The sequence below is a fragment of the Saccharopolyspora sp. SCSIO 74807 genome (genome assembly GCF_037023755.1).
Lineage (GTDB): Bacteria > Actinomycetota > Actinomycetes > Mycobacteriales > Pseudonocardiaceae > Saccharopolyspora_C > Saccharopolyspora_C galaxeae.
In genome coordinates this window covers 197645-220013 of the sequence record NZ_CP146100.1, presented here as the reverse complement: position 1 = coordinate 220013, position 22369 = coordinate 197645, and the positions used below count along the sequence as shown (strand labels likewise).

Annotated in this window: 22 protein-coding genes and 1 riboswitch; of the genes, 11 read left to right on the top strand and 11 right to left on the bottom strand. The window is 70.2% G+C overall.

From position 1 onward, the window contains the following. Positions 1–36 precede the first annotated feature (36 nt). Positions 37–225 carry a DUF397 domain-containing protein gene (locus V1457_RS00995; protein WP_338599188.1) on the bottom strand — a complete coding sequence of 63 codons (189 nt, stop codon included), beginning with the start codon at positions 223–225 and terminating at the stop codon, positions 37–39. Next, positions 222–1079 (bottom strand): helix-turn-helix transcriptional regulator, encoded by an 858-nt coding sequence (locus V1457_RS00990; protein ID WP_338599185.1) that lies wholly within the window; start codon positions 1077–1079, stop codon positions 222–224. The genes V1457_RS00995 and V1457_RS00990 overlap by 4 nt, the downstream gene beginning before the upstream one ends. A gap of 689 nt (positions 1080–1768) precedes the next feature. Between V1457_RS00990 and V1457_RS00985 the strand changes: the two genes are divergently transcribed. Further along, on the top strand, positions 1769–1963 hold the full coding sequence (locus tag V1457_RS00985) for a DUF397 domain-containing protein (RefSeq protein ID WP_338604764.1): 195 nt from the start codon (positions 1769–1771) through the stop codon (positions 1961–1963). Between the two features lie 75 nt (positions 1964–2038). Here the strand turns inward: V1457_RS00985 and V1457_RS00980 are convergent, their stop codons facing one another. Then, positions 2039–2605 carry a DinB family protein gene (locus tag V1457_RS00980; RefSeq protein WP_307850021.1) on the bottom strand — a complete coding sequence of 189 codons (567 nt, stop codon included), beginning with the start codon at positions 2603–2605 and terminating at the stop codon, positions 2039–2041. Positions 2606–2702: 97 nt separating this feature from the next. On the opposite strand from V1457_RS00980, the gene V1457_RS00975 reads away from it, so the two are divergent. Beyond that, positions 2703–3662 carry a transcriptional regulator gene (locus V1457_RS00975; protein ID WP_338599178.1) on the top strand — a complete coding sequence of 320 codons (960 nt, stop codon included), beginning with the start codon at positions 2703–2705 and terminating at the stop codon, positions 3660–3662. A gap of 1 nt (position 3663) precedes the next feature. Here V1457_RS00975 and V1457_RS00970 read toward each other — a convergent pair whose 3' ends face one another. Next, positions 3664–4866 (bottom strand): YbfB/YjiJ family MFS transporter, encoded by a 1203-nt coding sequence (locus tag V1457_RS00970; protein WP_338599175.1) that lies wholly within the window; start codon positions 4864–4866, stop codon positions 3664–3666. Between the two features lie 386 nt (positions 4867–5252). Between V1457_RS00970 and V1457_RS00965 the strand changes: the two genes are divergently transcribed. Next, complete coding sequence (locus V1457_RS00965; protein WP_200070107.1) at positions 5253–5633, top strand: type II toxin-antitoxin system RelE/ParE family toxin; 381 nt, start codon at positions 5253–5255, stop codon at positions 5631–5633. Then, positions 5630–6004: a helix-turn-helix transcriptional regulator gene (locus tag V1457_RS00960; protein WP_200070106.1), complete on the top strand. Its 375-nt coding sequence runs from the start codon at positions 5630–5632 to the stop codon at positions 6002–6004. Before V1457_RS00965 ends, V1457_RS00960 begins: the two co-directional genes overlap by 4 nt. Before the next feature lie 155 nt (positions 6005–6159). On the opposite strand, the gene cobN is transcribed toward V1457_RS00960, so the two are convergent. Further along, on the bottom strand, positions 6160–9789 hold the full coding sequence (cobN, locus tag V1457_RS00955) for a cobaltochelatase subunit CobN (protein ID WP_200070105.1): 3630 nt from the start codon (positions 9787–9789) through the stop codon (positions 6160–6162). 108 nt (positions 9790–9897) lie between these two features. Continuing rightward, positions 9898–10133: riboswitch (cobalamin riboswitch) on the bottom strand. A 160-nt stretch (positions 10134–10293) separates the two neighbouring features. Between cobN and cobG the strand changes: the two genes are divergently transcribed. From cobG to V1457_RS00940, 3 genes are read left to right on the top strand one after another with little or no spacing between them, the layout of a single operon-like run. Then, positions 10294–11487 (top strand): precorrin-3B synthase, encoded by a 1194-nt coding sequence (cobG, locus tag V1457_RS00950; protein ID WP_338599169.1) that lies wholly within the window; start codon positions 10294–10296, stop codon positions 11485–11487. Then, the gene (locus tag V1457_RS00945; RefSeq protein ID WP_338599166.1) at positions 11484–12119 is read left to right on the top strand and encodes a precorrin-8X methylmutase; all 636 of its coding nucleotides are present in this window, start codon (positions 11484–11486) and stop codon (positions 12117–12119) included. Before cobG ends, V1457_RS00945 begins: the two co-directional genes overlap by 4 nt. Positions 12120–12127: 8 nt before the next feature. Continuing rightward, positions 12128–13672, top strand: a complete 1545-nt coding sequence (locus tag V1457_RS00940) for a precorrin-2 C(20)-methyltransferase (protein ID WP_200070384.1) — start codon at positions 12128–12130, stop codon at positions 13670–13672. Here V1457_RS00940 and V1457_RS00935 read toward each other — a convergent pair. Next, positions 13660–14400 carry a cobalt-precorrin-6A reductase gene (locus V1457_RS00935; protein ID WP_407074738.1) on the bottom strand — a complete coding sequence of 247 codons (741 nt, stop codon included), beginning with the start codon at positions 14398–14400 and terminating at the stop codon, positions 13660–13662. The two genes, V1457_RS00940 and V1457_RS00935, sit on opposite strands and share 13 nt — an antisense overlap. 34 nt (positions 14401–14434) lie before the next feature. Between V1457_RS00935 and V1457_RS00930 the strand changes: the two genes are divergently transcribed. Beyond that, on the top strand, positions 14435–15526 hold the full coding sequence (locus tag V1457_RS00930) for a cobalt-precorrin-5B (C(1))-methyltransferase (protein WP_200070101.1): 1092 nt from the start codon (positions 14435–14437) through the stop codon (positions 15524–15526). Between the two features lie 1134 nt (positions 15527–16660). Here the strand turns inward: V1457_RS00930 and V1457_RS00925 are convergent. After that, positions 16661–16957: a hypothetical protein gene (locus V1457_RS00925; RefSeq protein WP_338599161.1), complete on the bottom strand. Its 297-nt coding sequence runs from the start codon at positions 16955–16957 to the stop codon at positions 16661–16663. 287 nt (positions 16958–17244) lie between these two features. Between V1457_RS00925 and V1457_RS00920 the strand changes: the two genes are divergently transcribed. From V1457_RS00920 to V1457_RS00910, 3 genes are all read left to right on the top strand, one after another. Further along, positions 17245–18090 carry a helix-turn-helix transcriptional regulator gene (locus V1457_RS00920; protein WP_338599158.1) on the top strand — a complete coding sequence of 282 codons (846 nt, stop codon included), beginning with the start codon at positions 17245–17247 and terminating at the stop codon, positions 18088–18090. A gap of 5 nt (positions 18091–18095) precedes the next feature. Beyond that, entirely contained in the window at positions 18096–18299 is a 204-nt protein-coding gene (locus tag V1457_RS00915; RefSeq protein ID WP_338604761.1) for a DUF397 domain-containing protein, read from the top strand. Between the two features lie 88 nt (positions 18300–18387). After that, entirely contained in the window at positions 18388–18591 is a 204-nt protein-coding gene (locus V1457_RS00910) for a hypothetical protein (protein ID WP_338599155.1), read from the top strand. A 127-nt stretch (positions 18592–18718) separates the two neighbouring features. On the opposite strand, the gene cobM is transcribed toward V1457_RS00910, so the two are convergent. The 4 genes from cobM to V1457_RS00890 form a co-directional block, all read right to left on the bottom strand. Further along, positions 18719–19462, bottom strand: a complete 744-nt coding sequence (gene cobM / locus V1457_RS00905; protein ID WP_338599152.1) for a precorrin-4 C(11)-methyltransferase — start codon at positions 19460–19462, stop codon at positions 18719–18721. Continuing rightward, positions 19459–20676, bottom strand: a complete 1218-nt coding sequence (gene cbiE, locus V1457_RS00900; protein WP_338599149.1) for a precorrin-6y C5,15-methyltransferase (decarboxylating) subunit CbiE — start codon at positions 20674–20676, stop codon at positions 19459–19461. The genes cobM and cbiE overlap by 4 nt, the downstream gene beginning before the upstream one ends. Before the next feature lie 36 nt (positions 20677–20712). Beyond that, complete coding sequence (locus V1457_RS00895; protein ID WP_338599146.1) at positions 20713–21411, bottom strand: DUF2071 domain-containing protein; 699 nt, start codon at positions 21409–21411, stop codon at positions 20713–20715. Positions 21412–21515: 104 nt separating this feature from the next. Next, positions 21516–22322 (bottom strand): methyltransferase domain-containing protein, encoded by an 807-nt coding sequence (locus V1457_RS00890; RefSeq protein ID WP_338599143.1) that lies wholly within the window; start codon positions 22320–22322, stop codon positions 21516–21518. Positions 22323–22369: the final 47 nt, after the last annotated feature.

Below are 22369 nucleotides of genomic sequence, written 5' to 3'. Positions count from 1 at the left end.
TCCTTTTCGGGGTCGATTAATCGCATACTGCGCAAGTCATTGATCGAAACAGTCGTTTTTTGCTGCCGCCAGGAAGGCGGACCACTGCGCTGGGGAGACGATTAAATTCCCCGTCTCGTGGTTCTTGCTGTCGCGTATTGCGGCGTGATCGCCCAGCCTGCCTACCTCTACGCAGTTGCCGTTCGGCTGGCTGTAGCTGGACTTTCGCCACCGTGCCGGACTCATGCCGTTCGCTCCTTCTCGTCAGCGAGTTTCTTGATGAATCGTGTTGTTTCGGCTGCGCTGAGTGCGATGTGGCCGATGCTCTCCACCGCACCTCTGTACGCCTCCACATCGTCGTTGTCAGGGACGAACGCACCTGAGCTGAAGTGCTCCAAGTGCACGACAGCGGGAGAGTCTGTGAATTCGTACAGGACGAACGGGCCTGCGATGCCGGGATGCCAACCGATGCAGCGCCGGACGACCTGAACGGTGATGTTGTCGCGTTCGAGGCAGTCCAGAACGTGGTGCAGCTGGTCAGCCATCACCTCCGGCGGCCCGATGCGATCGCGAATGGCGTCCTCGCCGATCAACGCCGTGAACTGCACTGGGTTTCGTCTAGTGATCACCTCCCGCCTGCCGACTCGGATCGTGACTCGGCGTTCAACCTCGTGCGCCGGAAGGCCGCTCGCCGTTGCGATGGCGCGTGCGTAGTCGGCCGTCTGCAACAGGCCGGGCAGCCCCATCGGTGCCCACTCGACGATTGACGTCGCTGATCGTTCGCACTCGACGGCCCCGGCGAGTTGTTGCGGAATCCCCGGCATACCGACCGTGAGCCAGTTCGGTTCACTGGCATGGCGGGCAAGATCCAGCAGTCGCTGCCGCTCTTTGCCGGTGACCCCGGCAACCGCGAGGAACGAGGCGACGTCTTCCGGCGTCGGGACACGACGCCCGGTTTCCCAGTGCGAGATGGTTCCGTGGCTGAGGCCGAGGCGTTTGCTCAACTCGCGGCCGCTGACGCCGGAATTCTCTCGTGTGGAGCGGATGGCGGCGGCGAGTGCGCGCGCTCGTGGGGTGATCCCGTTGGCGTCTACAGGCACGAGACAGATCGTAGCTAGGTGGGGAACCGGTGTTCATGCCCTGATCGAGGTATTGATCAATGTCTAGTAGACAGCGATGATTTTTGTAGTCGCAGGCCGAGGGGGTTGACGTGGGTGTCCGGGTGTTCATGGCTTCGGTGCAGGAGTCGGTCTGGCACGTGGTCGGGTTGCGGACCGGTGGCCCGCTGCCGGAGGCCTTGTGCGGACACGTCATCCGTGGGCGCGTACACCGGCGGATCGGTAGGCCGCAGAAGCCGCGTGGTGTGTGCGATGCCTGCGCATCGGCCGTAGCGGGTGGGCGCGAACCACCGGCTGATGCGGATAGGAATCTCTCGGCTGGTCCTCGGAACTGATCGCCGGGGATTGACCGGCCCGCGTCCTGTCCCCGACCAGGCGCGGGCCGTTGCCCGGCCGGTTGTGCCGCGTGCTTCCCCGAGCGCGGTCCTTCCGGCCGGGTTCGCGGGCCGGGCGGAGTTCCCCTCCCTGCTCTGCCCGGCCCGCACCGGGGTTTCGCTGGTGAAGGCGACCGATCTTGTGCGGCGAAGGCTTCCTTGCTATTCCGCTATGCGAAGGGCTGAAGCGGCTGCGCCTTTGGCACGAGCGGGTACAGAAACGCACCAGCTGACTGCAAGCTTCGGAAAACGGCCTGTGGTGCTCGACGAGACCGCCGGAGGACTGGAGAGGCAATGATGACTGAACAGCCGACGGGCTGGCGCAAGTCCAGCCGTTCTCAGCAAAAGACCGCGTGCGTCGAAGTCGCCAGCTTAGGGAGTGGCGCGGCGGTGCGGGACACCAAAGACCGCGGTGCCGGGTATTTCACCGCGGGCGCTACGGCGTGGTCGTCGTTCATCGGCGCGATCAAGTCCGGTCGTTTCGACCGCTGAGCCCGGAACGAGCGGACCGTTCGCCCCATCCAGCCGGTCGAACGGTCCGTTCGCTCACGAGTCGCGGCGCGGTTATCAGGACGCGCGCCGCCCGTCGATGGTCTCGCGCAGGATGTCGGCGTGGCCGGCGTGCTGAGCGGTCTCGGAGATCACGTGCGTGAGCACCCGCCGCACGCTGCGCACCTCGCCCGGCCGGTGCCACGGCGCCTCCGGCAGCGGGAACTCGGCGTTCAGGTCGGGGAGTGCGGCGACGACCTCCGCGGTGCGGGCCGCGACCCGCTCGTAGCGGGCGAGGATCGCGGCCAGCGTGTCCTCGGGCGACATCCGGAAATCCCGGCCGTGCTCGATCATCCACTGCGGATAGCTGCTCGCCGTGCCGGCCATGATGTCGGCCCACGTGACGCCGTCGGGCAGCTCGAAGCTCATCGCGGCGGGGCCGTCGACCGCGAAGCGCAGCCACTGCTCCTCCACGGACGCGACGTGCTTGATCAGCCCGCCCAGGCACAGCTCGCTGACCGTCGGGCGCGAACCGGCCTGCTCGTCGTCCAGCCCGTCGGTGGTGGCGATCAGTGCTGCACGGGCGTCGGTGAGCTGGGCGAGCAGATCGGCGCGTTCGGCGTCGAGGGTCGATTTCGTGGTCACGGTGCGTCCTTCCGGTCCTGCTCGGTTGTCGGTACGGAGGAACCTTCGCACCGGTAGCGGACAGGTAGTGGCCGCTTCTGCGGGCAGGATGGGATTCATGCCGAAGACCTCAGCGCGGTTGCTGTCGCTGCTGTCCCTGTTGCAGGCGTGCCGGGACTGGCCGAGCGAGCGGCTCGCCGAACGACTGGGCGTCAGCCCGCGCACCGTGCGCCGCGACGTGGACCGGTTGCGGGAGCTGGGCTATCCGATCGCGGCCAGCAAGGGGCCGGACGGCGGCTACCGGCTCGGTGCGGGAAGCGAGCTGCCCCCGCTGCTGTTCGACGACGATCAGGCGGTCGCGCTCACCCTCGCGCTCCAGCTCGCCACCACCGCCGGGGCCGGGATCGAGGAGGCGGCTGAGCGGGCGCTGCACACCGTCCGGCAGGTGCTGCCCGCCAGGTTGCGCCACCGCGTCGACACTCTCCAGATCACCGCGGTTCCCGTGCCGCAGGGCCGGGCTGAGGTGGAACGCGATGTGCTCGTGGCGCTGAGCGCGGCAGTGCACGCGCGGGAGGAATTGCGCTTCGACTATCGGCGCCCGGTCAACGGCGACGGCTCGCGCCGGGTGCAGCCGCACCACCTCGTCACCTGGGGTGGACGCTGGTATCTCGTCGCCTGGGACCTGGACCGGGAGGACTGGCGCACCTTCCGCGCCGACCGGATCACTCCGCGCACGCCCACCGGGCCGCGCTTCACCCCGCGCGAACTGCCCGGGGGAGACGTGGCGGCGTTCGTGACCGCCAAGTTCCGGGGCGTGGAAGGCTGGCCGTGCCGCGGGGAGGTGATCCTGGACCGGCCCGCCGATGAGATCGCCGAGTTCGCGGACGACGCCCTGGTCGAACCGGTCGACGAGGGCCGCTGCCGCTTCGTCGCCGGATCCTGGTCGTGGCCGGCGCTGGCGGCCATGATCGGCCGGTTCGACGCCGACTTCCAGGTCATCGGACCACCCGAACTCCACGAGGCGGTCGCAGCTCTCGGCCGCCGCTGCGCGGCCGCGCCCGGTTCTCCCGCGGAATGAGTCAGGAGCGCTCGGTCCGCTGCGCCAGCGCCACCGCGGCGGCAGCCAGCAGGATCGCCGCCGAGAGCAGCATCCCCGCACCGATCCCGCCGCCGGTGTCCGACAGCCACCCGGCCAGCACAGGACCCGCGCACTGCCCGATGGCGAACACCGTGGTCAGCGCGCCGATCGCGGCCGCCCAGCGGTCCGGCGGGAGGGCGTTGCGGGCGACCGTGGTCACGGCCGTGACCACGGACAGGAACGAGCAGCCGAACAGCAGCGCCGAGCAGAACTCCGCGACCGCCCCGGTCGAGAGCAGTGGCAGCACCGCGCCGACCGTGACCACGACCAGCAGCACCGCCAATCCCCGGCCGCCGCGCAGCTTTCCCAGCATCGGGCCCCAAAGGAATCCGCCGCCGACCGCGGCCGCGCCGAGCAGCGCCCAGAACGCCGAGATCTCCGCGGAAGAGGCTCCGCCGGATTTCAGGAACGCCGCGATGAACGTCATGTAAGCGATGTAGCCGACGCCGAACAGGCCGTAGGCGACCACCGCCGGAGCGATCGGTCGCGCGCTGAACCCGCCTCCGTCCGCGGCGGGCGCAGGTGCCGCCGTGCGCGCCGAAGCGGGGATCACCAGCGCGGCCGAGACCGCAGCCAGCACGCCCAGCACGATCCAGCCCCAGCGCCAGCCACCCGCGACCACCGCGGGAGGCAGCACCAGCCCGGACAGCATCGTGCCCAGCCCGCCACCGGCGAAGTAGATCCCCAGCAGCACCGCCGACCGGCCACCCGGCCGCCCGTGCCCGAGGTGCGTCGCCAGCACTCCGCCCAGCACGAACGCCACCGCACCGGCGATCCCGGTCAGCAGCCGCAATGCGAACAGCAGCGCCACGTTCGCGGTCAGCGCCGAGGCCGCCAGGAACATCGCCGTGGCGACCAGTCCGCCGAGCATGAGCCGCTTGGTGCCCCAGCGGCGCCCGACCGGTGCCGCCACCAGCGCGCCCAGCAGGTATCCGGCGGCGTTCGCGGTGTTGAGCAGTCCGGCGGTGGCGAAGGACCAGTGCAGCGCCTCGCTCATCGACGGCAGCAGCAGCCCGTAGGCGAACCGTCCCAGGCCCTGTGCTGCCGACGATCCCAGTGCCAGCCCGAACGCGACCAGCACGTCCGCTCCGAAGGAGCGCGGTGGCGCGGCGGTGGCCGGGGTGAGTTCCTGTTCCCGCGGCATGGGTCCTCCCTTCCCCGCCGCTCAGCTGAGCAGCCCCCACTTCCCCGCACCAGTCTTGCGTGCGCAGCACCACGTTCCGTTCGGCGCGAAGCGGATTTTCCGGGCGGTGCAACGCGAAACCGGGCGGGCGTCAGTCGTGGCGGGGCGCAGACCCGTGAACCCGCAGATCACCTCGTGCCGGTGGGCAGCCGTGGCGAAGCTCGACAGGACGAGCTGTGCCGGTTCCGGCCCGGTGGATGGCTCGAACGAGCCGGACAACGTCCTCGCATCGCTGATCCGGCCCAGCCGGAAGGGCCGGTCACCGTCTGCCGGATTCCGGGGCGAGCGGCGAGGTGCGGACCATGCCGGAATTGCTAAACCTATAACACAGGGGTTATCATCGCAGGATGCGATGGGAAGTCCTGCTGCACGCGGACGTCGAAGCGTGGTTCCTGGATCTGGTGCGATCAGATTCCAGGTCCGCTGATTTGATCGAAGCGGCGTTGGACCTCCTAGCAGCCAAGGGGCCTGCGCTGGGCAGGCCGTTGGCGGATCGCATCAAAGGTTCGACCGTCCACCACCTCAAGGAGTTGCGGCCGGCATCAGCTGGAGCGAGCGAGGTCCGGATGCTGTTCGCCTTCGATCCGGAGCAGCAAGCGTTCGTCCTGGTGGCCGGCGACAAGGCCGGCAACTGGCGCGGCTGGTACGAGCAGGCCATCCCACTCGCAGAAAAGCGTTATGCCCAGCATCTCGCCGAGCTCATCGACAGGAGAGGGGAGAACCGATGAGTCGTTCGTGGAAGGACATCAAGGCCGACAAGCAGGCGATCGACGAGGCTGCCGGGCGGGACGTCGAAGCTTCCCGCGAGCGTGCCCGCGCTCGAACCCAGTCCTACGTTCTCGGCAACCGCCTCGCCGGTCTGCGCGAGCGGGCCGGACTCTCCCAGTCCGCTCTGGCCGAACGAATGGGAATCAGCCAGGTCCGCGTTTCGGCGATCGAGCGGGGTGCGTCCCTTGAGCCGATGGAGGTCGCCACCATCCGCCGCTACATCACCGCGCTCGGGGGGCAGATGCGTGTGGTGGCCGACTTCGACGACCACGACATCACCGTTTCCTCCGTCGAAGTAGATCGGGGGGACGACCTCGCGAACGCGCGCTGACACCGGCCCGCGCACACTGCGATCCAGGAGCGTGGCCCATGATCGGCGCGAGCTGAGTGCCGAGTGCGCATCCGCGCGGGTTCCGGAGCATTTCTCGCGGAGTGAACGGACCGTTCGCCCGATCCGGTGGGGCGAACAGTCCGTTCACCCGGAGCTCAGGATTGTTGCGGGCCGTCCTCCAGGTCACCTTCGGCCTGCAGGTAGACCTCGTGCAGGGCGGCGATGGTGTCCGGGTCGGGGGATTCCCACATGTTCCGGTTCGCCGCTTCCAGCAGGCGTTCGGTGATGCCGTGCAGCGCCCACGGGTTGGACTCGGTGAGGAACTTCTGGTTCTCCTCGTCGAGCACGTAGGTCTCGGCCAGCTTCTCGTACATCCAGTCGCCGACCACGCCGGTCGTGGCGTCGTAGCCGAACAGGTAGTCCACTGTGGCCGCGAGCTCGAACGCGCCCTTGTAGCCGTGCTTGCGCATCGCGTCCAGCCAGCGCGGATTCACCACGCGCGCCCGGAAAACGCGCGAGGTCTCCTCGGTGAGCGAGCGGGTGCGGATCGAGTCAGGCCTGCTGCTGTCGCCGATGTAGGCCGCCGGTGCCTTGCCGGAAAGCGCGCGCACCGTGGCGATCATGCCGCCGTGGTACTGGAAGTAGTCGTCCGAGTCGGCGATGTCGTGCTCGCGGGTGTCGACGTTCTTCGCTGCCACCGAAATCCGCTTGTACGCCGACTCCATGTCGCCGCGCGCCTCGGTGCCTTCCAGCCCGCGGCCGTAGGCGAAACCGCCCCACACCGCGTAAACCTCGGCGAGGTCGGTGTCGTCGCGCCAGTTCTTGCTGTCCATCAGCGGCAGCAGACCGGCCCCGTACGCGCCCGGCTTGGAGCCGAAAATCCTTGTGGTGGCACGACGTTCGTCACCGTGCTCGGCCACGTCGGATTGCGCGTGCGCGCGCACGAAGTTCTGCTCGTGCGGCTCGTCGAGCGCGGCGACCTTGCGCACCGCGTCGTCGATCAGCGTGACCACGTGCGGGAAAGCGTCGCGGAAGAAGCCGCTGATGCGCACCGTCACGTCCACGCGCGGGCGCCCCAGCTCCTCCAGCGGGATCACTTCCAGGCCGTTGACCCGCCGCGAAGCCTCGTCCCAGGTGGGCCGCACGCCCATCAGCGCGAGCACTTCCGCGATGTCGTCACCGGAAGTGCGCATCGCCGAGGTGCCCCACACCGACAGCCCCACCGAACGCGGGTATTCCCCGGTCTCGTCCAGGTAGCGCTCGATCAGCGAGTCCGCGATGGCGTGGCCGGTCTCCCAGGAAAGCCGGCTCGGCACCGCCTTCGGGTCCACCGAGTAGAAGTTCCGGCCGGTCGGCAGCACGTTGATCAGGCCGCGCAGCGGCGAACCGCTCGGGCCCGCCGGGACGTAGCCGCCTTCCAGCGCGTGCAGCGCCGCGGTCATCTCGTCCGTTGTGGACGCCAGCCGCGGAACGAGTTCGGAAACCGCGAACTCCAGCACTCGCACCACGTCGTCCGGTGCTTCGCCGAGCACCGAACGGCAGACCTCCGGCACCGCCGAGAGCTCCCAGTCGTGCTCCTCCATACCGGAAACCAGGGCGTGCGCGCTGGTTTCCACGTCGTCCACGGTGCCGCGGGCGACGCTGCCGTCCTCCAACATGCCCAGCGCCTCGCGCAGGCCGGGCAGCGCGGCGGACTGCCCGCCCCACATCTGCCGCGCCCGCAGCATCGCCAGCACCAGGTTCACCCGCGGCTCACCGGTCGGCGCGCCGCCGAGGATGTGCAGGCCGTCGCGGATCTGCGCGTCCTTGATCTCGCAGAGCCAGCCGTCGACGTGCAGCAGCATGTCGTCGAATTCGGCTTCGTGCGGGCGTTCTTCCAGCCCGAGGTCGTGGTCGAGCTTCGCGGCCTGCATCAGCGTCCAGATCTGGCTGCGGATCGCGGGCAGCTTCGCCGGGTCCATCGCGGAGATCTGCGCGTGCTCGTCGAGCAGTTGCTCCAGCTTGGCGATGTCGCCGTAGCTCTCCGCGCGCGCCATCGGCGGCACCAGGTGGTCCACCAGCGTGGCGTGCACCCGCCGCTTGGCCTGCGTGCCCTCACCGGGGTCGTTGACCAGGAACGGGTAGATCAGCGGCAGGTCGCCCAGCGCCGCGTCCGGCGCGCAGGACGCCGACATGCCCGCGGTTTTGCCCGGCAGCCACTCCAGGTTGCCGTGCTTGCCCAGGTGCACCATCGCGTGCGCGCCGAACTCGTGGTTGAGCCAGCGGTAGGCGGCCAGGTAGTGGTGGCTCGGCGGCAGGTCCGGATCGTGGTAGATCGCGATCGGGTTCTCGCCGAAACCGCGCGGCGGCTGCACCATGATCACCACGTTGCCCGCGCGCAGCGCGGCGAGCACGATCTCGCCGTCCGGGTCGTGCGAGCGGTCCACGAACTGCTCGCCAGGCGGCGGACCCCAGTGCTGCTCGATGCTCTCGCGCAGGTCCGCGGGCAGCGTCGCGTACCACTCGGCGTAGCGCTTGGCCGGAATCCGCACCGGATTCCCGGAAAGCTGCTCCTCGGACAACCAGTCCGGGTCCTGCCCACCCGCCGCGATCAGCGCGTGCACCAGCGCGTCACCGTCCTGCGCGGCGACGCCGGGCAGCGCGTCCGGGCCGTCGGCCGGGCCGATGTCGTAGCCCGCGTCGCGCAGCGTGGCCAGCATCTTCACCGCGCTGGCCGGGGTGTCCAGCCCGACCGCGTTGCCGATGCGGGAGTGCTTGGTCGGATACGCCGATAGCATCAGCACCAGCCGCTTGTCCTGCGGCTGCACGTGCTTGAGCTGCGCGTGCCGTACCGCGGTCCCGGCGACGCGCGCGGTGCGCTCCGGATCGGCGACGTAGACCGGCAAGCCCTCGGAGTCGTTCTCCTTGAACGAGAACGGCACCGTGATCAGCCGCCCGTCGAACTCCGGCACCGCCACCTGCGTGGCCATGTCCAGTGGGGACAGTCCCTCGTCGTTCTCCTCCCACGCCGCGCGGCTGGAGGTGAGCGTGAGCCCTTGCAGGATCGGGATGTCCAGCTCGGCCAGCGCACCCACGTCCCACGCCTCGTCGTCGCCACCGGCCTGCGCGGTCGCGGGTTTCGTGCCGCCCGCCGCGAGAACCGTGACGATCAGCGCGTCCGCCTGCTCGAGCGTGTCTAGCAGTCCCGGCTCCGGAGCGCGCAGCGAGGCGCAGAACACCGGCAGCGCCTGCCCACCGGCGTCCTCAATGGACTCCGAGAGCGCGTGCGCGAACGCGGTGTTCCCGGCCATGTGGTGCGCGCGGTAGTACAGCACCGCCACCGTCGGGCCCTCGGTGCGGCGCGGCTCGCGTTCCAGCACGCCCCACTTGGGAGTCTCCACCGGCGGCTCGAAGCCGTGTCCGGTGAGCAGGATCGTGTCCGACAGGAAGTGGAACAGCTGCGTCAGGTTCTGCGGCCCGCCCTGGGCGAGGTAGCTGTGCGCCTGCGCGCAAACCCCGCCGGGCACCGTGGAGCACTCCATCAGCTCCGCGTCCGGGGCCTGCTCGCCGCCGAGCACCACCACCGGCCGCGGCCCGGCCAGCAGCGCGTCCAGGCCCTCCTCCCAGGCGCGGCGGCCGCCGAGCAGGCGGACCACGACGAGGTCGACGCCTTCCAGCAGCGGCGGCAGGTCGTCCACGCCGAGCCGGGCGGGGTTGCCGAGCCGGAACTGCGCGACACCGGAGTCGGCGTTCGCGGCGCGCGCGCTCAGCAGATCGGTGTCCGATGTGGACAGCAGCAGGATCACGCGGCACGCTCCCCGTTTCGCGGGGACACGGACGTCGCAGGACGCATGGTCAACCTTCCTCGGGGTCGTCCGCCCCGGAGTCGTCGGGCACCCGGTCGTCGGGCCCCGGCTGGCAGGCATGGCGGCGGCGGAGTGTCCTGGCTCCCGGATCGCTGCTCGCCCCGGCCTTCCCGCCCGCAGGCAGTGGCCGCCGTTGCCCGCAGGCAGTGGCCGCGAAGTGCTCGACTTCGCCCATCGGAGTCCGCTCCCCGGTGACAGTGGCGGGACCGCGCCGGATTCGCACCGGCTTCCTCCACTCGTCGCCGTCGACCACTCTCCGCAACGCCGCGATCGTTAGTCAAGTGCGGCGTGGTGAAGCGCTCGTGTTTTGCCCCCGCAACCACCCCTGGTCGTAGTATCGACGATCGCCGGTGTGCGCCGATGGTCCGCGCGCTACCGAGCGCCGACGCCGTGCGCAGCGGATTCCGGTGTCGGGACGACCACGATCAGTGAAGGCGGGAAGCTGTGCCGGAACGAGCCGAGCCCGATGCGTGCCCCGGCGCGCTGCGGGTGCACGAGGCCGCGGACGGCGGACTGGCCCGGGTGCGGGTGCCCGGCGGGCGGCTGACCGCGCACCAGGTGCGGGCGCTGGCCGATGCTGCGCAGCTCGGCGACGGCGGGTGGGAGCTGACCTCGCGGGCGAACCTGCAGGTGCGCGGGCTGGCTTCCGGGGCGGAGTTCGCCGGGCGGCTCGCCGGCGCGGGATTGCTGCCGTCCGCGACGCACGAGCGAGTACGCAACGTGATCGCCTCGCCCGGTAGCGACGGCGCACTGGACGTGCACGCGGTGTCGCGGGAGCTCGACGAGCGGTTGTGCGCGGTTCCGGGCTTGGCCGAGCTGCCCGGCCGGTTCCTGTTCACTGTGGACGACGGGTGCGGTGACGTCACGGGGTTGCGCGGTGACGTCGGGTTGTTGCCGGTGGGTGACTCGGTCGCGGTGCTGCTTTCGGGCGTGGACAAGGGGATTCGGGTCACGGCGGATGCTGCCGCGCAGGCCGCGGTGCTGGCCGCGGAGGCGTTCCTGGCCGAGCGGGCGCAGCAGCGAGCGGCGAGCTGGCGGCTCGACGAACTCACCGATGGTGCTTCGCGCGTCACCCAGCGGGTCCTCGCTGCGCTGGGGATTTCCGCGGCAGAGCCGGTCGCCGTGCCCGACGAGGTGGTGCCGACGCACGCCCACCTCGGGCGCCGGCAGCTCGGCGACGGGCGAGTGAGCGTCGCGGCCGGGGCTCCGCTGGGCCGGTTGAGCCCGGCCCAGGTCGCCTGCGTCAGCGCCGCGGCGGAAGTCGCCGGGCAGCTCCGGCTCACTCCGTGGCGGACCCTGGTGCTGCCGGGAATCCCGCGCGGCGAAGCCGCAACGCTACTGTCCGAACTGGACTCCGCGGGGCTGGTCGTGGACGAGTCCGCGCCACTGGCCGGAATCACCGCGTGCACCGGCAGCCCCGGCTGCGCGAAATCCTTGGCGGACGTCCGCACGGACGCCGCGCGCACCGCGCGTCCCGGGGAGCTGCCGGTGCACTGGGCGGGCTGTTCCCGCCGGTGCGGGCGGCCCGCGGGTCGCGGAGTGGAAGTGCTGGCCACCGAGGCCGGCTACGAGGTCGGCGGGAAACCGGCCGGCAGCGAACCGACCGCCGCGCTCGAAGCGGCACGGAGGGCACTGTGAACACCGGTCGCTACGAGTACGTCCGCGAAGGCCCGGAGATCTACCGCCGTTCCTTCGCCACGATCCGCGCCGAGGCCGAACTGGACGGGATGCCGCCGGAGGTCGCCGGGGTCGCGGTCCGCATGATCCACGCTTGCGGCATGGTCGACCTGGTCGCCGATCTGGCCTGGTCGCCGAACGCGGTGCTGGCCGCTCGCAAGGCGTTGCGCGCGGGCGCGCCGGTGTTCTGCGACGCGGAGATGGTCGCCGCCGGAATCACCCGGCGCCGCCTCCCGGCCGCCAACGACATCGTCTGCACCCTCGGTGACCAGCGAGTTCCCGAGCTGGCGCAGCAACTCGGCACCACCCGCAGCGCCGCCGCGATGGAGCTGTGGGCCGACCGCCTGGAAGGTTCCGTCGTGGCCGTGGGCAACGCGCCGACCTCGTTGTTCCGGCTGCTGGAGATGGTCGACGAAGGCGCCGGGCGGCCCGCGGCCGTGCTCGGTCTGCCGGTCGGTTTCATCGGCGCCGCCGAGTCCAAGCAAGCACTGGCCGAACATCCCGCGCTGGAGCACCTGGTGGTGCACGGCCGCCGGGGTGGCAGCGCGATGGCGGTGGCCGCCGTCAACGCGATCGCGAGCGAACAGGAGTGAGCAGCACCGTGGAGCAGGCAGGCAGGTTGTTCGGCGTCGGACTCGGACCCGGTGATCCGGAGCTGGTGACCGTGAAGGCCGCGCGGCGCATCCGCGAAGCGGACGTGATCGCTTACCACAGCGCGCGGCACGGCCGCAGCATCGCGCGCGGGGTCGCCGAACCGTACCTGCGGTCCGACCAGGTCGAAGAGCCGCTGGTCTACCCGGTGACCACGGAGACCACGAACCACCCGGGCGGCTACCAGGGCGCGATCGACGAGTTCTACGCCGACGCCGCCGAGCGGCTCGCCGCGCACCTGGCCGCGGGCCGCGACGTGGCGCTGCTGTGCGAGGGCGACCCGTTCTTCTACGGCTCCTACATGCACATGCACAAGCGGCTGGTGGACCGGTTCGAGGTCGCCGCGGTGCCGGGGGTGACTTCGGTCAGCGGAGCCGCCGCGTCGCTCGGGCGCCCGCTCGCCGAGCGGGACGAGGTGCTGACCGTGCTGCCCGGCACGCTGGAGCCGGAGAAGCTCGCCGAGCAACTGGCCGCGACCGACGCGGCCGCGGTGATGAAGCTGGGCCGCACGTTCGAGGGCGTGCAGCAGGCGTTCGAGCAGGCCGGACGGCTGGACGAGGCGTACTACGCGGAGCGCGCCACCACTGACCGGCAGCGCTTGCTGCCGTTGCGCGATGTGGATCCGGAATCGGTGCCGTACTTCTCGCTGGCGCTGCTGCCGAGCCCGGTGAACGCGGACAGCCCGATCAACCTCACCGCGGCCGATGGCACCCCCCACGTGCGGGAAACCGTTGCGGCTGAAGAACTTCCCGCGCCGAGCGGGCCCGGTGAGCTGGTGGTCGTCGGCCTCGGCCCCGCTGGTCCGCAGTGGACCACTCCGGAGGCGGCCACGGCCGTCGCCGCCGCCGACGACCTCGTCGGCTACGGCCCTTACCTGGACCGGCTGCCGTCGAATCCGCGGCAGCGCAAGCATTCCTCGGACAACCGCGTCGAGTCCGAACGCGCGGAGTTCGCCCTCGACCTGGCGCGGGCCGGATCGCGGGTCGCCGTGGTTTCTTCCGGTGATCCGGGGGTTTTCGCGATGGCCACGGCAGTGCTGGAGGTCGCCGCCGAGGAGCGGTTCGCCGACGTGCCGGTGCGGGTCCTGCCCGGACTGACCGCTGCGCAAGCGGTGGCGAGCCGGGCCGGGGCGCCCCTCGGGCACGACTACTGCGTGCTGTCGCTCTCGGACCGGTTGAAGCCGTGGGAGGTCATCCTCGAGCGCTTGGAGGCCGCGGCGAAGGCGGATCTGGCGCTGGCGATCTACAACCCGGCTTCGCGCAGCCGCACCTGGCAGGTCGCCGCGGCCCGCGATGCGCTGCTCAAACACCGTTCGCCGGAGACGCCGGTGATCGTCGGCCGGGACGTGGGCGGGCCGGAGGAGTCCGTGCGCACGGTGCCGCTCGGCGAGCTTGATCAGTCCGATGTGGACATGCGTTGCCTGCTGGTGGTCGGTTCTTCGATGACTCGCGAGGCGAGCGGCAGGGTGTTCACGCCGCGCCGCTACCCGTCGTGAACCCAGCGCACCGCTTCATCCACTGTGGACACAGCCGGTACCGGCGGTTCCGGTGGGCGTTGCACCAGCACGACCGGGATGCCGAGCTCGTCGGCGGCGTCCAGCTTCGCGCTGGTCAGCTGCCCGCCGCTGTTCTTGGTGACCAGCACGTCGATGCGCTGCTCGCGCAGCAGCGCCACCTCGTCGTCGAAGCTGAACGGGCCGCGTGCGAGCAGCGTCGTGGTGTTCGGCGGCAGCGGCGGATCCGGCGGATCCACGGCGCGCAGCAGGAAGCTCAGGTCCAGGTGCGCGAAGTGGCTCAGCCCCTGGCGCCCGGTGGTGAGGAAGATGCGTTCGCCGAGCGCGGGCAGCGCAGCGGCGGCTTCGTCCAAAGAGGTCACCAGGTGCCAGCCCGGACGCGGTTCCCAAGCCGGTCGGCGCAGCACCAGCAGCGGCACGCCCGCCGCTGCACAGGCGCGCGCGGCGTTGCCGGTCATGACGTGAGCGAACGGGTGCGTCGCGTCGATCACGGCGTCGATCTGCTCGGCGCGCAGCCAGTTCACCAGCCCGTCCGCGCCGCCGAAGCCGCCCACGCGCACCTCGCCTTCCGGCAGGTTCGGCTGCCGCACCCGTCCGGCCAGCGAGGACGTCACCCGCACACCGGGTTCGGCTTCGAGCCGCGCCGCGAGCGCGCGGGCTTCGCCGGTGCCGCCCAGCACCAGCACCCGGGTCGCGCCGCCGTCCTGCACACGTGCACCCTTCCACAGTGAAGGAGGCGGCATCATGACCGGTCAGGAAGGCGCCCCGCTGCGCTACGGGTGGACCACCGGCGCGTGCGCGACCGCGGCCACCGCCGCCGCGCACACCGCGCTGCTGACCGGCGAGTTCCCGGACCCGGTCGAGATCGTGCTGCCGAAGGGGCATCGGCCCGCGTTCGCCCTGGCCCGCGAAGCCCTCGGCGACGACTACGCGACGGCGGGCATCGTCAAGGACGCCGGTGACGACCCGGACGTGACGCACGGTGCGCTGGTGTCGGCGACGGTGCGCCACGGCGAACCCGGCTCCGGAGTGGTTTTCCGCGCCGGTCCCGGGGTCGGCACCGTCACCAAGCCCGGCCTGCCGCTGGATGTGGGCGAGCCCGCGATCAACCCGGTGCCGCGCAGGCTTATCCGCGAGGTCGTCGAGCGGACCGCCGCCGAACACGGCGGCTCGGGCGATGTGATCGTTGAAGTGTCCGTTGTGGACGGTGAAGAACTGGCCCGGCACACTTGGAATCCCCGAATCGGCATCCTCGGCGGACTGTCCATCTTGGGCACGACCGGGGTGGTGGTGCCGTACTCGTGCTCGGCGTGGATCGACAGCATCCGCCGCGGTGTGGACGTGGCCCGCGCCGAAGGGCTCCCGCACGTGGCCGGATGCACCGGCAGCACCTCGGAAAAGCTGGTCACCGACCGCTACGGCCTCGCGCCGGAGGCCTTGCTGGACATGGGCGACTTCGCCGGTGCGGTGCTGAAGTACCTCCGGCGGCATCCGGTCGAGCGGCTGACCATCGCGGGCGGCATCGGCAAGCTCGCCAAACTCGCCGACGGCCACATGGATCTGCACTCCAAGCGCTCCCAGGTGAACTTCGGGCTGTTGGCCGGATTCGTGCGCGATTCCGGCGGCTCCGACGCACTCGCCCACCGGGTCCGCAACGCGAACACGGCCCTGGAAGCGCTGACGCTGTGCCAGGAGTCCGGCATCGCACTCGGCGACCTCGTCGCCACCCGCGCCCGCGAGGTCGCACTGACGACGCTGCAAGGCGCACCGGTCGAGGTGGAGATCCTGGTGATCAACCGGGGCGGGGACTTGGTGGGCCGGGCGGCTTTCGCCTGATCTGGTGCTACGGCTAACAAGGAAGCAACCCGCTGTTCAGCAGGGCAGGCGTCCTGCTGGCTTTCATCATCCAATCGGCAACCGGCGCAGAGATCATGCGTGCGAGTGCGATCAAATCCTCGTGAACCTCTCGTGGTCCACGACGCGCGTCCAGTTCGGCCCGTGCGAAACCGGGCCGCCGGATACCGAACAGCACTGGCTCATGGTGAGCGATCCGATTTCGAGTTGCGTGCGCGACTTGCGCCACGGACAGCACGTCGGCGCGCCGACGAGACGAGTTCGGGAATGCGTGCCGCAGAGCCGGTCGCCAGAGCAAGCTCTCGTACGGTCGGCGCTGCCGGTATGGCTCCCTACCAATGTGCCCACCCGCCTCCATGAGATGTACCCAGAAGCCGAAGGGGAGCTGTGCGAGCAATTTGCCGGGCGGGTCGTCCTCACGGCAGCGGAGATGGGACCAGGCCTTGCTTACCGTCGACTGAGAGCGTTCGTCGAGCAGTCGATCGTCAGCCCACCACCTGCTGTGGTACGCCTTCGTGAGTTCCTCGTGCATGGCGTTGCGCATGATGACTTCGAGCAGGGACAAGTCCGCCAAGTAGCTGGCTGCGAGTTCGATCCCGAGTGTGTAAAGCTCTATGGGGTCGCAGCCCCAGGTTTGCGCGTGCCTGATGTACGTCCCTAGGCGCTCAGTGCTGAGCCGCGGGCGGAGCTCCGCCGGTGGGGACGTGTCGCAATAGCTCACAGTGATGTTGTATCACTCAGCGTGCCCATGCTATTGTTCGCGTCGAAGTCCCCGGGATCGCCAGTGCTTCGGCACGCGCCCGGGGTACTTTTTTGCTCGTCCGGTGCACGCTGGCTTGTGATCAGTGCGCATCGTCCTCGGCGACCTCGTCGCCACCCGCGCCCGCGATGTCGCACTGACGACGCTCAAGGCGCACCGTTCGAGGTGGAGATCTTGATGATCAACCGGGGTGGCGATCTAGCTGGGCGGACTTCGAGTAGGTCGCCGACGCTACCCGCACACCGCGGCCACGGGTTCTCTCTATTCGCAACGCTCCTTGCCGCTACAAGGTGGCAGTGTCGAACCAGGCTGTGGTTTTGCTGCAGCGGTGGGCTTGAGCCTGTCGGTTCCGTTCGTCAGGTACCGGCTCTCCGGCCGTCGAGTCCGAGGACGGCGGCGGTCACCGGGGCCGGGTGGCCCGCTTGCCGCCAGTGCAGGTGCGCGGGGCCGGAGAGCAGGGGAGTGCGCGGGTCGATTCCGCTTGCGCGGTAAGCGAAAGCCTCTTCGTGCGAGTAGACGATCACGACGTCGACCACCCCGGAAGGCCAGTACCGCGCGTACAGCAGCGCGTCGAGCTCACCCGCGTCGTTGTGCACCGGGACGCAGCGGAATCCTTGCGCTACAAGAATTTGCAGGTTTCCGATCGCGTCCATGATGCGAACTCCGTTCCATGCAGGGAGATCGGGAGGGAGGACCGGCGGAACCGAACCGCGTCGGGGGCGTTTCGGTCCGGCCCCGCCGGTGGCACCAGGCGAAGGCGGGGGAGGGAGCGCCAGTGCCTGGTGGGATCGTGATCGGTGTCGATCACCGATGTGGAGCACGATACATTTGCGATGTGCTCCGATCTAGATCCCTGATCGGGTGATGATGTTGGCTCGCGCGCCGGGGCAGACTCCGTGCGACGGGATGGAGGTAGCGGGTGAGCACGAGTCCGACCGCGTTGAAGCGCTGGATCGCAGGGGAGCTGACGCGGCTGCGGGAACGAAGCGGCCACACGAGGGCAGAAGCCGCGAAAGCGATCCACGGCAGCATCCAGAACCTCGGCCACTTCGAGGTCGGCCGCCGAATGCCGAAAGCCCTGGAGCTGGAGACGCTGCTGCGGCTGTACGGAGTCTCGGACCGGGTCGAGTTCTTCCTGACGCTGCGCGACCGGGCGCGCAAGGGCACCGACTGGTGGATCGGGTTCGATGCGGACGACAGCGCGCTACCCGAGTACTTCAAGCTCTTCCTCGGGCTCGAGGCGATGGCGTCCAAGATCGAGAGCTGGGATGTCCAAGTGGTGCCGGGACTGTTTCAGACCCGCGAATACGCCGAGTCCATCGTCCGCGCCGGCGAGCCTGAGCTGCCCGATGACGAGGTTTCGCGTCGGGTCGAACTCCGGATGGCCCGGCAACGGGAAGTACTGGGGCGAGAACATCCGCCGTCGGTCTGGGCGATTCTCGATGAAGCTGCGTTGCGTCGTTCAGTGGGTGGCGCGGACGTGATGCGCGCGCAGTTCGACGAGCTGGTCCGGTTGGCGCAACGTCCGAACGTCGAAGTGCAGGTGTTGCCCCTCGACGCGGGCGCACATGCTGGTACCGAAGGTGCGTTCACCATCCTGACCTACCCGCCGGACTTCGACGGTGATCTCGGGATGGTCTACGCGGAGACGCGAGTCAGAGGTATCTACTACGACGAACCGGAGAATGTGCGGAAGTACCGCGAGACGCTAACCCGCTTGCAAGTCGCTTCCTGCAAGCAGCGAGACTCGATCGAGTTGATCGAGCGAATAGCGAAGGATCTTTGAGCACCATGCTCCACCAGCAAGCCGACGTCGACCCCGTGACCAACTGGCGCAAGTCCACTCGCAGCCAAGCGCAGAACGGTTGCGTCGAGGTCGGTTCCGCACCGGGTGTCGTCGGCGTCCGCGACTCCAAACTCGGCTCAACCAGCCCGATCCTGACGTTCACCCGCGCCGAGTGGGCGGCGTTCACCGCCTCCCTCCGCGAGTCGTAACCCGTTCGCACATGAGTGAACGGACCGTTTGACCAATCTAGTGGGACGAATGGTCCGTTCACTCGGAAGATCATGGCGGGGTGAGCGGATGAGAGGGATTCCGTCGCGGTTCCTGATGGCCGCGGCAGTTGTGCTGGGGCTGGTGCTGGTCGCGTTGGTCTCGGCGAGCGCTTCGTCCTCGTTGCTGCCCGGGCCGGTGTTGTGGGCGCTGGTAGTGCTCGACGCGATTGTGCTGTCGGCGAGCGTGTTCGAACTCGCTCGGCGCCGAGTGCGCGGTCCGGAGCGTGGCTGAAACCGGGGGCCGGCCGAGCGCTCACCACTGCTCGCGGGCCGTCGCCACCGGGCACGATCACCGGAGTAATGGGCCCCTTCGCCCAATTTGTCGGGGCGAACGACCCCTTCACTCCGAAATGGCCGAGTCAGTCGCGGCAGCGCGCGGTCGAATACAGGTGGCTGTCCGGGAAAGTCGAAGCCGTCAGCACCGACCCGACCACGATCACCGCGGTGCGCTTGATGCCCGCCTCGCGCACGGCGGGAGCGATGTCGGTGAGCGTGCCGCGCAGCACGATCTCGTCCTCCCGGCTGGCGCCGGCGACGACCGCGACGGGGCAGTCCGGGCCGTAGTTCGGCAGCAGCTGCTCGACCATCGACTCGATCCGGTTGACCGCCAGGTGCAGCACCAGCGTCGAACCGCTCTGCCCGAGGGTGGCGAGGTCTTCGCCTTCCGGCATCGGCGTGGCCTGCGCGGACGTGCGGGTGAGCACCACGGTCTGGCCGACGCCGGGCACGGTCAGCTCGCGGTTGAGCGTCGCGGCAGCAGCGGCGAACGCGGGCACGCCGGGGACCACGTCGTAGGGCACCCCGGCCGCGTCGAGGCGGCGCATCTGCTCGGCGACGGCGCTGAACACCGAAGGATCGCCGGAGTGCAGCCGCGCCACGTCCAGCCCGGACTCGTGCGCGGCGATCAGCTCGTCGAGGATCTGGTCCAGGTTCAACTGCGCGGTGTCGACCAGCCGAGCATCCGCGGGGCAGTGCGCCAGCAGCTCGACCGGCACCAGGCTGCCCGCGTACAGGCACACCGGCGAAGCCGCCAAGACATCCCGTCCGCGCACCGTGATCAGGTCCGCCGCGCCCGGCCCGGCGCCGATGAAGTGCACGGTCATCGCTTGGTCACCGCCCACTGGGTGATCCGCATCGCGGGCCGCCAGCCGGTGAAACCACCGACCGGCGAGGCGTGCTCCGAGGAAATCCGCACCAGCTCACCGCCGCAGCGGCCGTACCAGTCCGCCACCAGCACCTCCGATTCGATCGTCACCGCGTTCACCACCAGGCGGCCGCCCGGGCGCAGCGCGTTCCAACACGCATCGAGCACACCGGGCGCGGTCGAGCCGCCACCTACGAAGATCGCGTCCGGAGGGTCCAGCCCGTCCAGCGCCTCCGGCGCGGCACCGACGACCAGTCGCAGGCCGGGGACGCCGAGGCTCAACGCGTTCGTCGTCACGCGGGCCGCGCGGTCCTCGCGGTGCTCGATCGCCACCGCCCGGCAGGACTCGTCGGCGCGCATCCATTCGATCGCGATGCTACCGGCGCCCGCACCCACGTCCCACAACAGCTCACCGGGCATCGGGCCGAGCCGGGCGAGGGTCAGCGCGCGCACGTCCCGCTTGGTGAGCTGGCCGTCGTGCAGGAACGCCTCGTCCGGCAAGCCCGGCGTGCGGGGGAGGCGCTGCGCGTCCGGATCGGCGCGGCAATGCACGGCGACCACGTTCAGCGCGGAGACCTGCGGGCTCGGCCATTGCGCGGCGGTGCAGTCCAGGCGGGACTCCGCCGGCGCGCCGAGGTCGCCGAGCACGGTGATCTCGCTGCTGCCGAAATCCCGTGCGACCAGCAGCGCCGCCACCTGCGCGGGAGTGTGCTCGTCCGAGCTGAGCACCAGCAGCCGGCTGCCCGGCTGGACCTGCGGGTGCAGCAGCTCGGTGTGCTTGCCGACCAGACTCACCACCTGCGTGTCGTGCGCGGGCCAGCCCATCCGCGCGCAGGCCAGCGACACCGACGACACGTGCGGCAGCACCCGCAGCCGCTCCGCGCCGAGCACCCGGGCCAGCGTGGAGCCGATGCCGTGGAACATCGGATCGCCGCTGGCCAGCACGCAGATCGCGCGGCCTTCGTACTGCTCGAACAGGCCGGGCAGCGCGGGCAGCATCGGCGATGGCCACTCGACGAGTTCCTGCGCGGGCTCGGGAACCAGGTCGAGCTGGCGGCGGCTGCCGAACAGCACCTCCGCGTCCCGGACACGCCGCTGGGCCGCCGCGGACAGGCCGTCCCAGCCGTCCGCGCCGATGCCCACCACGTCCACCGGTTTCCGCTGCGCACTCACGCCCGCAACCTCATCACGGCAGCGCGGTCCGGCGCGCTAGGTGGTGCCGAAGCGCACGGCCACGCCCGGCGACCACAGCACGCTGCACGGCGGGCCGGAAACCGGGAAACCAGCTCCCGCCAGCAGCTCGTCCTCGCATTCCAGCAGTTCAGCGCGGTGCAGCGGCCAGGTCGGATGTTCGTTGGGGACGTAGATCGTGCGGCCGTACCAGGGCACGTGCATCCCCCATCGGGCGGTGAGGAAGTGCTCCAGCTTGCTCGGATGCGCGATCCGCTCGCCGACCCGGACGGTGATGTCGCTGCGCAGCCCGCGGATCCGACGCCGGGCGGTGTAGCGGACCGCGTCGCCGTCGCGGTGCAGGCGCATCGATGCCCACCTGTACGGCAGCCGCAGCGAGGCTCTCGCGATCAGCACGGGTAGCAGCCGCGCGGCCTCCAGCGAACGGAACACCACACCTCGCCGCCCCTGATCGTCCACTGTGTACAGACGGACGTTGGTTTCCGCGAAATCGCCGAAGTACGGGACTCCGAAACCAGGCCCCACCCGGTGCATCCGGAACGGCACCAGCCCGACGTAGGACCGCCCGTCGAACAGGTCCGGCCGGGTGCCCGCGGGCAGGAACCGCGCGACCCGTTCCGGATCGGCCTCCCAGTGCAGGAACGTCAGATCCAGCCAAGACTGGCCCAGCAGCATCCGCCGGATCGGGCGCGGCGCGAGCTCAGTGATCTCGTCCATGCGCGCAACGTACCGGCGGGTTCGCCGTTGGTGCGCGGGCGTTCCGGCGCGTTCAGTGCACGCGCGGTGTCGCGCTGCTGAGCGGGCCGAGGTCGGCGGAGTCCTCACTCCGTGACGCGGCAGAGCGCCTCGCCGTGCGGGATGGAGAACCAGCCGTCGGGGTGCTGCGCCCATTCAGTCCACGCGGCCGAGATCGCCGTCAGGTCCTCGCGGGTCGCGTGGCCGCCTTCGAGGGCTCTTCCGGCGATGCGGGAATCGAGGATGCGCTCCGCCCACATGCCGCCCCACCAGGCCCGTTCGTTCGGGCTGGAGTGGCACCAGATCGACGCGCTCGGCGTCACGTCGACGGCTCCGGCGGCGTGCGCCCAACTGATGATCCGGCGGCCGGCGTCCGGCTCGGTGCCCCCGGCCCGCGCGACCGCCTGGTACACCTCGCGCCAGCGCTCCAGCCGATCGTCCGCGGGCCACCAGATCGCTCCGGAGTAGTCGCAGTCGCGCACCGCGACAACGCCGCCGGGGCGGGTGACCCGCAGCATCTCGCGCAGCGCGGCCACCGGGTCGGTCAGGTGCAGCAGCACCTGGTGGGCGTGCACCACGTCGAACGAGTCGTCGGGGAAGTCCAGCGTGTAGGCGTCGCCGCACCGGAATTCGACGTTGTCCAGGTCAGCGGCGTTGTCCCGGCCCTGGGCCAGCACCGATTCGACCGCGTCCAAGCCGATCACGCCGCCCGGCGCCACCCGCCGGGCGAGGTCGACCGTGATCGTTCCCGGGCCGCAGCCCACGTCGAGCACGGATTGCCCGGGGCGGAGCTCGGCGGCCAGGTGCGGTGCGGAATTGTCCACCGTCCGCCAGTGCTGCGAGCGCACCACGCTTTGCGCGTGGCCCTGGCTGTAGACCTCGTCGGATGTCACGGTCGGCTGGCTCCTTCCCGATGTGCACCCCCGGCTCCCAAAGCCGA

What these genes read in the sequence shown, in the direction of transcription:
- V1457_RS00995 (WP_338599188.1), bottom strand. Translation starts at nt 225, where the DNA reads ATGAGTCCGGCACGGTGGCGAAAGTCCAGCTACAGCCAGCCGAACGGC.
- V1457_RS00985 (WP_338604764.1), top strand. Translation starts at nt 1,769, where the DNA reads ATGACTGAACAGCCGACGGGCTGGCGCAAGTCCAGCCGTTCTCAGCAA.
- V1457_RS00975 (WP_338599178.1), top strand. Translation starts at nt 2,703, where the DNA reads ATGCCGAAGACCTCAGCGCGGTTGCTGTCGCTGCTGTCCCTGTTGCAG.
- V1457_RS00970 (WP_338599175.1), bottom strand. Translation starts at nt 4,866, where the DNA reads ATGCCGCGGGAACAGGAACTCACCCCGGCCACCGCCGCGCCACCGCGC.
- V1457_RS00965 (WP_200070107.1), top strand. Translation starts at nt 5,253, where the DNA reads ATGCGATGGGAAGTCCTGCTGCACGCGGACGTCGAAGCGTGGTTCCTG.
- V1457_RS00960 (WP_200070106.1), top strand. Translation starts at nt 5,630, where the DNA reads ATGAGTCGTTCGTGGAAGGACATCAAGGCCGACAAGCAGGCGATCGAC.
- V1457_RS00930 (WP_200070101.1), top strand. Translation starts at nt 14,435, where the DNA reads ATGACCGGTCAGGAAGGCGCCCCGCTGCGCTACGGGTGGACCACCGGC.
- V1457_RS00925 (WP_338599161.1), bottom strand. Translation starts at nt 16,957, where the DNA reads ATGGACGCGATCGGAAACCTGCAAATTCTTGTAGCGCAAGGATTCCGC.
- V1457_RS00915 (WP_338604761.1), top strand. Translation starts at nt 18,096, where the DNA reads ATGCTCCACCAGCAAGCCGACGTCGACCCCGTGACCAACTGGCGCAAG.
- V1457_RS00910 (WP_338599155.1), top strand. Translation starts at nt 18,388, where the DNA reads ATGAGAGGGATTCCGTCGCGGTTCCTGATGGCCGCGGCAGTTGTGCTG.
- cobM (WP_338599152.1), bottom strand. Translation starts at nt 19,462, where the DNA reads ATGACCGTGCACTTCATCGGCGCCGGGCCGGGCGCGGCGGACCTGATC.
- V1457_RS00895 (WP_338599146.1), bottom strand. Translation starts at nt 21,411, where the DNA reads ATGGACGAGATCACTGAGCTCGCGCCGCGCCCGATCCGGCGGATGCTG.